The following is a 15,313-nucleotide window of genomic DNA, read 5'->3' as shown; positions in this document are numbered from 1 at the left end:
GACTCCCCAACGGACTCCCGCCAGGACGACGCGATGAACCGAGTGTTGTACCCAGGTACCTTCGACCCTATTACCAAGGGCCATGGCGATCTGGTCGAACGCGCCTCGCGCCTGTTCGATCACGTGATCATTGCGGTCGCCGCCAGCCCGAAGAAAAATCCGCTGTTCCCATTGGAACAACGGGTTGAACTGGCTCGCGAGGTCACCAAACACCTGCCGAACGTGGAAGTGGTCGGCTTCTCGACGCTGCTGGCGCATTTTGCCAAAGAGCAGAACGCCAACGTGTTCCTGCGTGGTCTGCGCGCGGTGTCGGATTTCGAATACGAATTCCAGCTGGCCAACATGAACCGCCAGTTGGCCCCGGATGTGGAGAGCCTGTTTCTCACCCCTTCCGAGCGTTATTCGTTCATTTCCTCGACGTTGGTCCGCGAAATCGCTGCCTTGGGTGGCGATATCAGCAAGTTCGTCCACCCGGCCGTGGCCGACGCGTTGACCCTGCGCTTCAAGAAGTAACGACCGTTCAAACGGCGCCCGCGTGCACTGCGGGCGCCAATGCGGCACAATTGCGCGCATTGATTTATAGCGCCCGGGCCTGCCGCCCCGGCTGGAGTTAGCATGTCCCTGATCATCACCGACGATTGCATCAACTGCGACGTCTGCGAACCCGAGTGCCCGAACGCCGCCATTTCCCAGGGCGAAGAGATCTATGTGATCGACCCGAACCTGTGCACCCAGTGTGTCGGCCACTACGACGAACCGCAGTGCCAGCAGGTCTGCCCGGTGGATTGCATCCCGCTGGACGAAGCTCATCCGGAGACTGAAGAACAGTTGATGGAGAAGTACCGCAAGATTACCGGCAAGGCCTGAGTTCTTCAGCGCCCGCTTGGCCCTCTTCGCGAGCAGGCTCGCTCCCACAGTTGGAATGCATTTCAAACTGTGGGAGCGAGCCTGCTCGCGAAAGGGCCATCAGCAACACCACGCAATCCTGATCAGCTCATTCGCGCTGCTCAAACCCTTCCCCTATACACCCCAGACACCGCACAAACGCCGCCTTCGCCGGATCAACCACCAGCGCCTGCCCCGCATCACCAATCCCGCCGCCTAGCGCGGTAAACGGCAGCGACACCACAAATGCCCCTGCACCGATCACCGTCGCCACAACCAGCAAAGGTCGGGCAATCAGCAAGTCGCCAAGCATGGCGTAGGCCGGTGGATTCTGAATGGTGTAACGCGGATCACCGCTGCCGCTTTCCGTGGCGTGAACAGCCAGGCTGGAACACAGTAGCAGGGTGACGAAGAGGGCTTGCAAGGATTTCATGGCACGATCCTTCGGGCTGAACAGTGAGACACCTCACTATAGACCGTAGGACTTTTTCGCCCTTTGCCTCAGGTCTGACAGCGCGGGCAGAACACACTGGCACGCTGACCGAGCTTCACTTCGCGCAGACCCGTGCCACAGACCTTGCAGTGTTCACCGCCACGGCCATAGACAAACAACTCCTGCTGGAAATACCCCGGCTGCCCGTCACCGCCGATGAAATCACGCAACGTGGTGCCGCCACGCTCGATGGCGGCGGCAAGAATGCGTTTGATCTCGATCGCCAGTTTCAGATAACGCCCCCGGGAAATGCCCCCGGCCTCGCGGCGTGGATCGATGCCGGCGGCGAACAGCGCTTCGGTCGCATAGATATTGCCGACCCCGACCACCACTGCGTTGTCCATGATGAACGGTTTGACCGCCATCGAACGCCCGCGCGACAGCTGAAACAAACGTTCCCCGTCGAACAGATCGGTCAACGGCTCCGGCCCGAGACGTATCAGCAATTCGTGATTGAGCGGATCGGTACTCCATAGCATCGCGCCAAAACGCCGCGGATCGGTATAGCGCAGAGCCAAACCCGACTCCAGTTCGATATCGACATGCTCATGCTTGAGCGCCGGCAACCCGACCTCGACCAGACGCAGATTGCCCGACATGCCCAAATGGCTGATGAGCGTACCGACTTCGGCATTGATCAACAGATACTTGGCCCGCCGCTCGACCAGCACGATGCGCTGCCCGGACAGGCGCACATCGAGATCTTCGGGGATCGGCCAGCGCAACCGGCGGTCACGCACAATCACCCGGCTGACACGCTGGCCTTCCAGGTGCGGGGCAATGCCCCGGCGGGTGGTTTCGACTTCCGGCAGTTCAGGCATGGCGTCCTCGAATCAATGCGCGCCGAGGTCGCGGATCGTCTGTTTCAGGGTTTCGAAATCGTAATCCGACAAACCGACGTAATCGAGGATCTGCGGGCCGATGCTGTTCCACTCGTAGTCTTCGGTCTGATTGCCCAGCACGCGGTAGGACGCGCAAATGTGCTCGGCCATCTTGAGGATCGCCAGCAGGTTTTTCATCTGACTGTTGCGCGACGACTCGTCGTTGAAGATCGCCAGGGCGTTGTGGTGATTGGCGATGGCCGTGCTGACATGCTCCGGCAGACGCCAGGATTTGGCGGTGTAATAACCGACCACGGCGTGGTTGGTGTTGAACTCGGCGTTTTCCGTGTCCACCACCCGACATTCAGGGCTGGCATTGGCGTAGGCCTTTTCCAGAACCGACATGTAGTTGGGGAAACGTTGCAGCATCAACGGCACACCGCAATCGTGGAACAGGCCCAAGGCGTAGGCTTCATCGCCCGCCTGAGTACCAATGCGCTTGGCCAGGGTCAGGCAAGTCATCGCCACGTCCTGGGCGGTGTCCCAGAAACGGTTGAGGGTAACGATGGTGTCGTCGTTCATCTCGCCCTTGATCGACTGCGCGTTGATCAGGTTGATGATTGAGCGGCTGCCCAACAGATTCACCGCGCGCTGGATCGAGGTGATTTTGTTGCTAAGGCCGTAATACGGCGAGTTGACGATTTTCAGCAACGAGCCGGACAGGCCGGGATCCTGGGCAATCAGCTTGGCGATCACCTCCAGGTCCGGGTCGGGCATGTACTGCTCCATTTGCAGATCCACCATGATCTGCGGCTGCGCAGGCACGCTGATGCCTTGCAGGGATTGTTGAATCTGTTCGGTGGTCAGCTCTTGGGACATAAGTACACGCTCTGGGACAGGCGGCGATTCTAACCTCTAAAAACCGCGAGACGACACACCAGTGGGCAATTGTCAGGAACTTTCATCCAAGACGAGGCTTCGGACTCTGTAATAGCCGACGGACTGTTTCGGTCCGCAGCGCCAGCAAATTCCCATAGTCTCAGGAGCTTATCCATGGCCACGTCCCTCAATGGCAAGCGCGTCGCTTTTTTGGTAACCGATGGTTTCGAACAGGTCGAATTGACCGGGCCCAGGCAGGCCCTGGAACAGGCCGGTGCCCAAGTCGACATCCTTTCGGCCGAAGAAGGCACGGTCAAAGGCTGGAACCACGACAAACCGGCGGATGATTTCAAGGTCGACCAGACTTTCCAGGCCGCCAGCAGCGAACAATATGACGCCATCGTGCTACCAGGCGGCGTACAGAACTCCGACACCATTCGCATCGATCAGGATGCCCAGCATCTGGTCAAGACCGGTACTTCCGCCGGCAAACCGATTGCAGTGATCTGCCATGGCGGGTGGCTGCTGATCTCGGCTGGGCTGGTCAATGGCAAAAAAATGACCAGTTACAAAACCCTCAAGGATGATCTGGTCAATGCCGGTGCCAACTGGGTCGACCAGGAAGTGGTCAGGGACGGTCACTTGATCAGTAGCCGTCAGCCGGATGATATTCCGGCGTTCAGTCGTGAGTTGATCGACGCTCTGTCGGCATAGCCTTCGCGACCGCTTTGGCGAGCAGGCTCGCTCCTCCATTTGAAACAAATTTTCAGTGTGAGAGCGAGCTTGCTCGCGAAGGGGCCATCAGCGTTTCATCGCACGCCAAACCCGACACAAGTCGCAACACGGTATACTCCCGCTCTTTTTTCCGGAGCGACGTCATGTCCCTGCCTAGCTTGCGCCTCAAAGCCAACGCCGACCGTCGCCTGCGCGCCGGTCACCTGTGGGTCTACAGCAACGAAATCGACGTGGCCGCCACGCCACTGCACGGCTTCAATGCCGGCGATCAGGCGATTCTCGAAGCAGCCGGTGGCAAGCCGCTGGGCATCGTGGCGATGAGCCCGAACAACCTGATCTGCGCCCGCCTGTTGTCGCGCGACACCAAGGTCGTGCTGGACAAATCGCTGCTGGTGCATCGCCTGAACGTCGCCCTGTCCCTGCGCGAGCGCCTGTTCGACAAGCCGTTCTATCGTCTGGTCTACGGCGATTCCGACCTGCTGCCAGGTCTGGTGGTCGATCGTTTCGGCGACATCCTCGTGGTACAGATCGCCTCGGCAACCATGGAAGCGCATAAAGACGACGTGATCGCCGCGCTGACCCAAGTGCTCAAACCAAGCGGCATTCTGTTCAAGAACGACTCCGCCGCCCGTGACGCCGAAGGCCTTAACCGCTACGTCGAAACCGTATTCGGCCTGGTGCCGGAGTGGGTGGCGCTGGAAGAGAACGGCGTGAAGTTCGAAGCACCGGTCATTCAGGGTCAGAAAACCGGCTGGTTCTACGATCACCGTATGAACCGCGCACGCCTGGCACCTTACGCCAAAGGCAAACGCGTACTCGACCTCTATAGCTACATTGGTGGCTGGGGCGTGCAGGCTGCCGCATTCGGCGCCAGCGAAGTGTTCTGCGTCGATGCCTCGGCCTTCGCCCTCGACGGTGTGGAACGCAACGCTGCACTGAACGGCTTCGCCGACAAGATGACCTGCATCGAAGGCGATGTTTTCGAAGCCCTGAAAGAGCTGAAGGCCAGCGAAGAACGCTTCGACGTGATCGTGGCCGACCCGCCAGCGTTCATCAAGCGCAAGAAAGACATGAAAAACGGTGAAGGCGCCTACCGTCGCCTGAACGAGCAAGCCATGCGCCTGCTCAACAAGGACGGCATCCTGGTCAGCGCTTCGTGTTCGATGCACCTGCCGGAAGATGATCTGCAGAACATCCTGCTGACCAGCGCCCGTCACCTGGATCGCAACATCCAGCTGCTGGAGCGTGGCGGCCAGGGCCCGGATCACCCGGTACACCCGGCAATCGCCGAAACCCGCTATATCAAGAGCATCACCTGCCGCCTGCTGCCCAACAGCTGATTGGCCAATTGACGGGGAGCCCAACGGCTCCCCGTTTGCTTTGTGCAAACCCTGTTTGTCGCTTTGAACATCCCCCCAATATTATATTTTCCTACACCCATCTTTCCGCCGAAGATGTAGGAAACTTCCTCACACCTTTAATTTATCAAACTTCCTCTCACACACCAATAATAGCCCAAAGATCAGTCCGACAAAATTACTGGAATATTCCTACTTAATATCCGCTTGCCAAAAACCCATTACAAACTATTATTAATTTGTCACCACGAGGTGGCACTCATCATTAAAAACGAACAAGGAGTTCACAATGAAAGTTATCTCTATGGAAACAAACAAAATCGCAAACCTGGCTTTTCTGGTAGCGCCTAAAGCCCGCTAAGCAAGTCTAGACGCCGGGGAGTGCCGGCAACCCGGCGTCTTTACAAACTTCAACCAGAGTGAAACATCAAACATGCACATCAATCCCTATTTATTCATATTGCCGCGCACGCCTGCACAAATTATCTGGAACTACAAAGATCATATCCAGCACGAACTTGATCTGGATTTTTCATTACGCCTCAGCCAACTCATCCACGACCCCGATCTATTCGACAGTCGCAACACTATAGACATACAACTAATGAATGCGGGAATACTTACCGTTTCAAAAGTAGACACTATGGAATGGGGCTGGGACGAACTCTCAAAGATTTATCACATCGGCACACGAAACATTCCCTGCGAGCAGGTTCCGCAAGATAGTCACGAGTGGTCCAGACAATACCTGGAGCACTGCAATCAGGTTCTGGCCATCACCCCGCCCAAGGCCGACCGCGCGCTCGACATCGCCACCCGACGCATTGCCTTGCCCGCCCCTAGCGCCCCGAATGACGACAGCCTGAACCGAGCCCTGCATCAACGGAAAACCTGCCGCACCTTCACCGGAGCCGCGATCGCGCTCGACGACGTCAGCACGTTGCTGCACCTGTCTTTCGGCTACCTGCATACACGCGAGACCACTCAAGACAATATTGCCGCAGGTCTCGGCGCGCGCCGCAGCAGCCCTTCCGGGGGCGGCCTGAACGCCTGCGAATGCTTTCTGCTGGCGCAAAACATCGAAGGTCTGGAACCTGGCATCTATGCCTACCATCCCGCCGAACATGCCTTGAGCCTGGTGAATCCCTGGCCGCAGTGTCCATTGGGACAAGTGCTGGCAGGACAGCATTTCATCAACAACTTGCCGTTGGGATTATTCATCACCGCCCGGTTCGACAGGCTCTGGTGGAAATACGAACATTCGCGCGCCTACCGGATGGCCTTTATCGAAGCGGGCCACCTTTCGCAATCGTTCCAGCTGGTGGCTACGGCACTGGGCCTCAATACCTGGCTGACCGGGGCATTCGACGACGATCAGGTGCAATCACTGCTCAAGATAGAAGGCGCGGAACAACCGTTGTTTTTCGTCGGCTGCGGCGAAAGTGACGGGCAGGCGATGTGCCAGGAAATGCACGACCTGCTGAACGAGGTACAGCCATGAGCACGCTCACCGGCGAGCAGGATCAAGTCCCTGTGTCCTGGGCCCTGCGATTTACCCTTGGCGACTGGAACAGCCATGCCTCGGTGCGCGTCAGTCAGGATGACTACCAATTGCCCGAGGATGTGCAGCAACAACTGGAAACCCGCTACTGGTTTCCCCCGGCTTTTCTGCCCTACCTGTCGCACCCTGCCATCGAGGCAGAAGGCAGGGCCGTCCTGCATCGTCTGACAGCCAATCATCTGGTGCACTTTCTCGACTACACCACGCTGCTCGAACATCGCATCGTCAACCGCGCCGTCGAAACCATCATTCATGGCGAATTACCCGCTTTCGTCCCTCCCCGGATGAAAAACGCCGCCCTGCAGCTGTACACGGACGAGGGTTATCACGCGCTGTTTTCCCATCGTCTGGCAGAACAGATCGCCGCACTTTACGGCATCGCCGAACGCCCGGTAATGCCGCTACGAATTACCCGATTCAACGCCTTGATTGCCCGCACCAGTGCCAGCAACCGCCCGCTTGCATGGTTTCTGCTGGGTTTCGTTTCGGAAACCATCATTGCCCGGGAACTGCTGGATGTCTGCCGCGAAAGCCTGGTCAGCAGCGTCAACGACATGTTGCGTGATCATCTGACCGACGAGGCCCGCCATAGCCGCTATTTTGCAGAGGTCTTCCACTATCTGTGGCTGACGCTGAACAGCCGCCAACGAACATTCAGCGCAAAAACACTGCTGGAGATCATCACCCTCTTCTTTGAAGTTGATGAGCGCTGGCTGCAAAAGAGCCTGCATGGCGCCGGTATTGGCGAAACGGCGGTCAGGGAGATTCTCGACAGCTTGACCCATCGGCAAGCCAGCTGTCAGCGAGCGAAAAACGGTGCAACAGCAACGCTGGATGCGCTGAGAAAAGCCGGATTCTTTGCCTTGCCCAATAATCAGAAACTTTTTGCCAAGGCAGGATTGATCGATGGCTAACGGACAACCTGTGGTAACCGCCCGAGAACGACGCGGGGCTGTGAGTCTGCTGCTGGCGATGGTTCTTCTGGGCGTATTCCCACTGGATGTTCTGCTGCCCTCGTTTCCGGCGCTGGCCGGGCACTTTCGCAGCACCCCGACGGACATCGCCCTGTCCATCAGCCTGTTCGCCGTAGGCGTGGCATTTGCTCAATTATTGATCGGACCGCTTTCCGATCTGATCGGGCGCAAAGGCTTGTTGCTCGCCGGCATGAGTGTCTCGATGCTCGGTGCCGTCGGCTGTGTGCTGAGCAACGATTACACGTTGTTTCTACTGTTCCGGATTCTGCAGGCATTGGGTTGTGGCTGCTTCGTGCTGTCCCAGGCGCTGGTTCAGGATCTGTTCGAGGGTGAAGAGCGTGATCGCTTGCGCATTCTGATGGTCACGGCCACCGGGATTTTCATCTCCGTATCGCCGTTGGCCGGCACCTTTTTGCAGGCCAGCCTTGGCTGGCGTGGCAGCTTCTGGGTATTCACCGCACTGGCCGCCGTCGTAATGTTCAAAGCCTGGCTGTTTCTGGAAAACACACGACCACTGACCAAGGGCAACGCGACCGGTTTCCTCAAGGGCTACCGACGAGTGTTCGCAGACTTTGACTTCGTCGGCTATTGGCTGATTTCAGCCTTCGCGTTTGCCTGTCACTTCTCGTTCATCGTGACTTCACCACTGATCTTCATGGACCAACTGCAAATGACGGCCTATGACTTCTCGCTGATTCTGCTGATTTACGGCGCAGCCTATATTGTCGGCGGAATCGTTGCGGCGGTGTTGAGCCGCAGGATGACCCCGGACCATCAAATCATTGCTGGCCTGAGCCTGATCCTGCTGTCAGGGCTGATGCTGCTTTACCTGTCATCGAACTTCGCACTGTCGGCGGCGACAGTGCTGATGCCGATGCTGATCTGCACCGCTGGCACAACCATCGCCCGCCCGGCAGCGACCTCCCGCGCCATGGACCTGTTCCCGGAGATTGCGGGTACTTCGGCATCGGCTGGCAGCACGATCATTTTCATCTGCGGTGGTTTGATCAGTGCCTTGATCAGTCTGAGCCCGGCCAATCTGCAATCTACGCTCGGGTACAGCTTTGTGCTGATCAGCGGCGTGGCGCTGGCGGTCAACCGCCAAATCAGCCGTCGTGCCAGTCTCCTTCTGGCCAATGCCACTGCACAGCCGGAAAGCGAATAATCTGCCGGTCGTCATCCCACACGCACCGTCGGCACTGGAACAACACTTTGCGCCATTCCCTCCAGACGCCAGCGGTGTAGAATCGCCAGATTCATCGCCATTCATCCCCCGGCGGGTTTATGAGCTCAGGCTGAGGCAAGCGGCGATCCCGCAAAGCCATCGGCAACTTCAGGACACACGGCCATTTCTGAGTGTTCCAGACGTCAATAGAAGCTCTCTCCCCTTTTGCACCTGATTAGTAAGTGATTAGCCGCCCGGAGTGCTCCATGCCAGATTACCGTTCGAAAACATCCACCCACGGCCGCAACATGGCCGGCGCCCGCGCACTGTGGCGCGCCACCGGGATGAAAGATGACGATTTCAAGAAGCCGATCATCGCCATTGCCAACTCCTTCACCCAGTTCGTTCCGGGCCACGTGCACCTGAAAGACCTCGGTCAACTGGTTGCCCGTGAAATCGAACGCGCCGGTGGCGTGGCCAAGGAATTCAACACCATCGCCGTGGATGATGGCATCGCCATGGGTCACGACGGCATGCTCTATTCGCTGCCGAGCCGCGAGATCATCGCCGACTCCGTCGAATACATGGTCAACGCCCACTGCGCCGACGCCATCGTGTGCATCTCCAACTGCGACAAGATCACCCCGGGCATGCTGATGGCTGCCTTGCGCCTGAACATTCCGGTGATCTTCGTTTCCGGCGGTCCGATGGAAGCCGGCAAGACCAAACTCGCGTCCCACGGCCTCGACCTCGTCGACGCCATGGTGATCGCCGCCGACTCCAGCGCTTCTGACGAGAAAGTCGCTGAATACGAGCGCAGCGCCTGCCCGACCTGCGGTTCGTGCTCCGGCATGTTCACCGCCAACTCGATGAACTGCCTGACCGAAGCCCTCGGCCTCGCACTGCCGGGCAACGGTTCGACGCTCGCCACCCACAGCGACCGTGAACAGCTGTTCCTGCAGGCCGGCCGCACCATCGTCGAGCTGTGCAAGCGCTACTACGGCGAGAACGACGAATCGGTTCTGCCGCGCAACATCGCCAACTTCAAGGCGTTCGAGAACGCGATGATGCTCGACATCGCCATGGGCGGTTCGACCAACACCATCCTGCACTTGCTGGCTGCCGCCCAGGAAGCCGAGATCGATTTCGACCTGCGCGACATCGACCGCCTCTCGCGCAGCGTTCCACAGCTGTGCAAGGTTGCGCCGAACATCCAGAAGTACCACATGGAAGACGTGCACCGCGCTGGCGGCATCTTCAGCATCCTCGGTTCGCTGGCCCGTGGCGGCCTGCTGCACACCGACCTGCCGACCGTGCATAGCCGCAGCATGGAAGAAGCCATCGCCAAGTGGGACATCACCCAGACCACCGATGAAGCGGTGCACCACTTCTTCAAGGCAGGCCCTGCCGGTATTCCGACCCAGACCGCGTTCAGCCAGTCGACTCGCTGGGAAACCCTGGATGACGACCGTGAAAACGGCTGCATCCGCAGCTTCGAGCACGCCTATTCGCAAGAAGGCGGCCTGGCCGTGCTGTACGGCAACATCGCCCTCGATGGCTGTGTGGTGAAAACCGCCGGTGTCGATGAGTCGATCCACGTCTTCGAAGGCAACGCGAAGATCTTCGAAAGCCAGGATAGCGCCGTACGCGGCATCCTCGCCGATGAAGTGAAGGCCGGCGACATCGTGATCATCCGCTACGAAGGCCCGAAAGGCGGCCCGGGCATGCAGGAAATGCTTTACCCGACCTCGTACCTGAAATCCAAAGGCCTAGGCAAGGATTGCGCCCTGCTCACGGATGGTCGCTTCTCCGGCGGCACCTCGGGCCTGTCGATCGGCCACGCTTCGCCAGAGGCTGCGGCCGGCGGCGCAATCGGTCTGGTGCAGGACGGCGACAAAGTGCTGATCGACATTCCGAACCGCTCGATCAACCTGTTGGTCAGCGACGAAGAACTGGCTGCACGCCGCGCCGAGCAGGACAAAAAAGGCTGGAAACCGGTTGAAGTGCGTCCACGCAAAGTGACCACCGCACTGAAGGCCTACGCCCTGCTGGCGACCAGTGCCGACAAGGGTGCTGTGCGTAACAAGGCGATGCTCGACGGGCTGTAAACCTTAAGCGTCGAATAAAAAAATGCCCCGCCTGAGTGCGGGGCATTTTTGTGTCTGACCGAAATCCCAAAGTCACGGCAGATCAAACTGTGGGAGCGAGCCTGCTCGCGAATACGGTATGTCAGAAACAGAGATGGTGACTGACACTACGCTTTCGCGAGCAGGCTCGCTCCCACACTGGCCCTGTGTCTGTTACTGGATTTCCTCAGGCTTGACGATCACCCAGTTCTTGTCCGCCGTCACCGGCAACCCTTCCTTGGCCTGCGCTGCCGCGTGCTTGGCCATCATGCCGTTGAGTTGGGTCATGTATTTGTCCTTGCGGTTGATCCACAAATGAATGCCGCCCTTGGCCACATCCACATCGTGGAACAGCATATAGCCGTCACTGGTTGGGGTATCGCCACCGACCAGTACCGGTTTTTTCCATTCGTCGATGTAGGTCAGAATCGCCGCATGCTTACCGGCCATCCAGGTCGCCGGGGTCCACAGGTATGGCGTCAGTTCGAGGCCAAGGTTGGCCTTCTCGTCATATTTGCCAGCGGTGATCTGCTTGCGTGCGGTGGTCAGCTCATTGGTCTCGCGATTCTTGAGTAGCAGACTCACGCCGATGACATTTTGCGGTTTGACGTTGTAGCCGTACTTCGGATCGGCCGCGACCATGCGCACCAGTTCTTCAGAGGCCGCGGTCATCACGTAGACCTCGATGCCGTTCTCCATCAGCTTGTTGTAGAGCTCTTGCTGGCCGGTGAAGATCTTCGGCGGATTGACGTCGAGCTTCTTGACCACATCGCCTTCGTAATAGGTTGCCGGCACCGGCTTGCCCGAGGCCATCAGCTCATCGACGTAGCCTTTGAGTTCCTTGAGGGTGAACCCGGAGAACACCTGCGCCACCCACGGGTAGCAGACCATGTCGTCGACTTCGCAGAGGCGATAGTAGTAACTGAACAGGCTTTCCTTGTGGTCAGCGGTGTCCTTGAACGGCATCAGTTTCAGCGAGGGATCGAGCTTGTCGCGGGTGATCAGGCCCTTGTTTTCCATGAACGGCAGCAAGGATTCTTCAAGGTCGTAGCGGTAACTGGTGTTGTCCATGTCGAACACCGCGTAGTTACCCTTGTTGGCGTTGGCGGCGATCATCGCGTCCAGTGCCTTGGCCTGATCGGCCGGCCAGTGTTTGAGGTCAGTGGCGAAAGCCTGACCGGCCAGGCCCAAACCTACCGTCAGTGCCATCCCTTTCAAGGTCTTTTAGTTTTGGCAGCCTTGATTACTCTGTCCGTTGAAACATGCGCATGCACCGCCGTGCCTTGGACCCATGTCTTGGGCTTAGGCACTTTGGGGCCACGGGGGCTTTTCGCAACTTGTTTGGGTTGGATGTTGCTGGCCAGCTCTAGTAAGCGCTGGGCCAGTTTTTCCAGAGGAATGACGGGAAGATATTCCGAAGGCAGCGCAATCTGCATTCCCTCATAACCACTCCTGACCTGAACCGCCAAGTGATAGATCGAGGCTTCCCAGCCGTCAGGCTGGGTATCCCGGTGAGCTTGCTCGACGCTTCGTTTGAGGACGGCCAGGACGTTGTAGGCCAACACCGCAGTGGCGAACCCGAGTAAGGCAGCCTTTGGGCTGCCAAGAGTTTCGATTTCACTTTCCAGGATCGCTTCCAGTCGCTGGAACATGCCTTCAATGCTCCAGCGACGGCGATAGAGTTGCGCGATCTGCTGTGCGCTGACGCTTTGGGGTAGATTGCTCCAGAACATCAAGCTGCTGTCACCCGAGTCTGTTGGCGAATGAAGCGTCAGTTCGACACGCCGACATTGGTAACCGCCTCTGACCTGGATGATCTGCTCACGCACAGTGCCTGTTTCCACAGGCACGGGTTCTTGCCACTCACCCTCTTGAATCAGGCGTGGATGTTTGGCTTGCTGACGAATGACAAAGGATGTCTGGACCTGCTCACAAGCCTCCATGACCGGGAGCGTGCAATAGAGTCGATCAGCCAGCCACACTTGGCCTGGCTCGGCATTGGCCAGTAGAGGCAGCACGCAAACACGCTCGCTTGCGTAGGCATCCTCACACGCCTGAAGGTCGATGACCTGATCGAGATCGGGGTCGTAAACAACCACCGAAAAGCCAGGACGAGCGGCGCCTCGCTCATGGCGTAGAGCGCCCAGACGTTTCTCAGTGGAAGCCAAATGATTGCCGTCCACCACTCGAAGCTGCCAGCCCGGCAACGTTTTGGTGCAGCCCAGCTCCTTGATGGTCGGAGTCAGACGTTGCGCACAACCTGTGACCAGAGCGCGTAACAGCGCAGGTTCAGTACGACTGATCTTGTCGTAGAGGGCAGCCAAACTGACAGGAAGATCTTCCAGTTGCCGCGCGGCGGCGTGCAGGGATGGCTTCAAGCCCAATGAAACAAGGGACATCAGCTTGATGATGGTCGAGAACAGTAGCTCACGAGAATACTGCCGTTGCCGATGCTCTTCGAAGACCTGATCAATCCACTCAGGCGCAATGGCCTGCTCCAGCGCCAATTTGGCCATGACACTGGCAGGTGCTTTTTTCTCGAAACGCGCTAGAACATCGGCCCACATCGTTCGGGTCCTCCTGGCTGAAGTATCAGGGGATTTTACCTAAGACCTTGAAAGGGATGACCGTCAGTGCGACAGCCAGAAATTTCGGTGCAAATTTCATCGATGCTTTCTCCCTGAGCTAAAGACATCGACGCTAACAAATAAGTGTGACAGCCCTCGTCTGTCAGCGACCGTCCGCGTCCCCATCGCGCCAGATGCATTCCCCAAAGCGACACCGGCTTATTCCAAAAGCGACTATCACCATACGTTTTCGGTATTAATTCATTGGAAATCAAACTGTTAGGCTTGCCGGTTCGCAGCAGCCCCGGAAGGCTGTTGGCAAAGTCTTTTCTGGAGTTCTCATGAATCTACCGCTGATTCTCAACCTGCTGGTGTTCCTCGCCCTGCTCTTCGGTCTGGCGCAAACCCGCCACACCTCGTGGAGCCTGGCGAAAAAAGTCCTGCTCGCGCTGGTGTTGGGCGTAGCGTTCGGCGTGGCCCTGCACACCGTTTACGGTGCCGGCAACCCGGTGCTGAAAGCCTCGATCGGCTGGTTCGATCTGGTCGGCAACGGTTACGTGCAGTTGCTGCAAATGATCGTCATCCCGCTGGTGTTCGCTTCGATCCTCAGCGCCGTGGCGCGTCTGCACAACGCGTCGTCGCTGGGCAAGATCAGCTTCCTGACCATCGGCACGCTGCTGTTCACCACCGCGATTGCGGCGCTGATCGGTATAGGCCTGACCAATCTGTTCGGCCTCACCGCAGAAGGTCTGGTCGCCGGCACCCAGGAAATGGCCCGCCTGCAAACCATTCAGAGTGACTACGCCGGCAAGGTTGCCGACCTGAATGTGCCGCAGCTACTGCTGTCGTTCATCCCGCAAAACCCGTTCGCCGACCTGGCCCGGGCCAAACCGACCTCGATCATCAGCGTGGTGATCTTCGCCGCATTCCTGGGGGTTGCCGCGCTGCAACTGCTCAAGGATGACGTCGAGAAAGGTCAAAAAGTGATCAACGCCATCGACACCCTGCAAGCCTGGGTGATGCGCCTGGTGCGCCTGGTGATGAAGCTGACCCCGTACGGCGTGCTGGCGCTGATGACCAAAGTGGTCGCCGGCTCCAACCTGCAAGACATCATCAAGCTCGGCAGTTTCGTGGTGGTGTCGTACCTCGGTCTGGGCCTGATGTTTGTTGTACACGGCTTGCTGGTGTCGGCGGCCGGGATCAACCCGCTGCGTTTCTTCCGCAAGATCTGGCCGGTGCTGACGTTCGCGTTCACCAGCCGTTCCAGCGCCGCGAGCATTCCGCTGAGCATTGAAGCGCAGACTCGTCGTCTGGGCATTCCACAATCGGTGGCGAGTTTCGCCGCTTCGTTCGGTGCGACCATCGGCCAGAACGGTTGCGCAGGTCTGTACCCGGCGATGCTGGCGGTGATGGTTGCGCCGACCGTGGGCATCAACCCGCTCGATCCGCTGTGGATCGCGACGTTGGTGGCGATTGTGACGCTGAGTTCGGCCGGTGTGGCGGGCGTGGGTGGCGGTGCGACGTTTGCCGCGCTGATCGTGCTGCCGGCGATGGGCTTGCCGGTGTCGTTGGTGGCGTTGCTGATTTCGGTTGAGCCGCTGATCGACATGGGTCGTACGGCGTTGAACGTGAGTGGCGCGATCACCGCCGGTGCGATTACCAGTCAGGTGATGCAGCAGACGGATAAAGAACTGCTGGATGCCGATGAGCATGCGGAGTTGGCGCAGACTTAAGTAGCGCCTGACAGAC

General features: G+C 58.4%; 14 protein-coding genes. 9 read left to right on the top strand and 5 right to left on the bottom strand.

What is annotated here, in order from left to right:
- The first annotated feature begins 33 nt into the window (after positions 1-33).
- A complete protein-coding gene (gene coaD, locus ATI02_RS17655) occupies positions 34-513 on the top strand; it encodes a pantetheine-phosphate adenylyltransferase (protein ID WP_003229157.1) in 480 nt (159 codons plus the stop codon).
- A gap of 102 nt (positions 514-615) precedes the next feature.
- The gene (locus tag ATI02_RS17650) at positions 616-867 is read left to right on the top strand and encodes a YfhL family 4Fe-4S dicluster ferredoxin (RefSeq protein ID WP_003195146.1); all 252 of its coding nucleotides are present in this window, start codon (positions 616-618) and stop codon (positions 865-867) included.
- Between the two features lie 127 nt (positions 868-994).
- Here ATI02_RS17650 and ATI02_RS17645 read toward each other — a convergent pair whose 3' ends face one another.
- The 3 genes from ATI02_RS17645 to ATI02_RS17635 form a co-directional block, all read right to left on the bottom strand.
- On the bottom strand, positions 995-1,318 hold the full coding sequence (locus ATI02_RS17645) for a multidrug transporter (protein WP_095186970.1): 324 nt from the start codon (positions 1,316-1,318) through the stop codon (positions 995-997).
- A 68-nt stretch (positions 1,319-1,386) separates the two neighbouring features.
- Positions 1,387-2,199 (bottom strand): bifunctional DNA-formamidopyrimidine glycosylase/DNA-(apurinic or apyrimidinic site) lyase, encoded by an 813-nt coding sequence (mutM, locus tag ATI02_RS17640; RefSeq protein ID WP_095186969.1) that lies wholly within the window; start codon positions 2,197-2,199, stop codon positions 1,387-1,389.
- Between the two features lie 12 nt (positions 2,200-2,211).
- Positions 2,212-3,024: an HDOD domain-containing protein gene (locus tag ATI02_RS17635; protein WP_170947197.1), complete on the bottom strand. Its 813-nt coding sequence runs from the start codon at positions 3,022-3,024 to the stop codon at positions 2,212-2,214.
- 228 nt (positions 3,025-3,252) lie between these two features.
- On the opposite strand from ATI02_RS17635, the gene ATI02_RS17630 reads away from it, so the two are divergent.
- The 6 genes from ATI02_RS17630 to ilvD all read left to right on the top strand — a co-directional run bounded on the left by ATI02_RS17630 (position 3,253) and on the right by ilvD (position 10,979).
- A complete protein-coding gene (locus ATI02_RS17630) occupies positions 3,253-3,792 on the top strand; it encodes a type 1 glutamine amidotransferase domain-containing protein (RefSeq protein WP_095186967.1) in 540 nt (179 codons plus the stop codon).
- Positions 3,793-3,956: 164 nt separating this feature from the next.
- Positions 3,957-5,153 carry a class I SAM-dependent rRNA methyltransferase gene (locus ATI02_RS17625; RefSeq protein WP_100846929.1) on the top strand — a complete coding sequence of 399 codons (1,197 nt, stop codon included), beginning with the start codon at positions 3,957-3,959 and terminating at the stop codon, positions 5,151-5,153.
- 451 nt (positions 5,154-5,604) lie between these two features.
- On the top strand, positions 5,605-6,672 hold the full coding sequence (locus ATI02_RS17620; protein ID WP_100846928.1) for a SagB family peptide dehydrogenase: 1,068 nt from the start codon (positions 5,605-5,607) through the stop codon (positions 6,670-6,672).
- Entirely contained in the window at positions 6,669-7,646 is a 978-nt protein-coding gene (locus ATI02_RS17615; protein ID WP_095186964.1) for a diiron oxygenase, read from the top strand. Before ATI02_RS17620 ends, ATI02_RS17615 begins: the two co-directional genes overlap by 4 nt.
- A complete protein-coding gene (locus ATI02_RS17610) occupies positions 7,639-8,871 on the top strand; it encodes an MFS transporter (protein ID WP_100846927.1) in 1,233 nt (410 codons plus the stop codon). Before ATI02_RS17615 ends, ATI02_RS17610 begins: the two co-directional genes overlap by 8 nt.
- A gap of 266 nt (positions 8,872-9,137) precedes the next feature.
- A complete protein-coding gene (ilvD, locus tag ATI02_RS17605; protein WP_095186962.1) occupies positions 9,138-10,979 on the top strand; it encodes a dihydroxy-acid dehydratase in 1,842 nt (613 codons plus the stop codon).
- A gap of 192 nt (positions 10,980-11,171) precedes the next feature.
- Here ilvD and ATI02_RS17600 read toward each other — a convergent pair whose 3' ends face one another.
- Together ATI02_RS17600 and ATI02_RS17595 are read right to left on the bottom strand one after the other, a co-directional pair.
- On the bottom strand, positions 11,172-12,206 hold the full coding sequence (locus tag ATI02_RS17600) for an HAD family hydrolase (RefSeq protein ID WP_100846926.1): 1,035 nt from the start codon (positions 12,204-12,206) through the stop codon (positions 11,172-11,174).
- A 5-nt stretch (positions 12,207-12,211) separates the two neighbouring features.
- On the bottom strand, positions 12,212-13,513 hold the full coding sequence (locus tag ATI02_RS17595) for an IS4 family transposase (protein WP_100848404.1): 1,302 nt from the start codon (positions 13,511-13,513) through the stop codon (positions 12,212-12,214).
- 392 nt (positions 13,514-13,905) lie between these two features.
- Between ATI02_RS17595 and ATI02_RS17590 the strand changes: the two genes are divergently transcribed.
- Complete coding sequence (locus tag ATI02_RS17590) at positions 13,906-15,297, top strand: L-cystine transporter (RefSeq protein WP_100846925.1); 1,392 nt, start codon at positions 13,906-13,908, stop codon at positions 15,295-15,297.
- The last annotated feature ends 16 nt before the right edge of the window (positions 15,298-15,313 follow it).

It is taken from the genome of Pseudomonas baetica (assembly GCF_002813455.1).
In the GTDB taxonomy this organism is placed as follows: Bacteria; Pseudomonadota; Gammaproteobacteria; order Pseudomonadales; family Pseudomonadaceae; genus Aquipseudomonas; species Aquipseudomonas baetica.
Note: the sequence above shows the minus strand (reverse complement) of the source record. Positions and strands in the feature narration are given on the sequence as shown.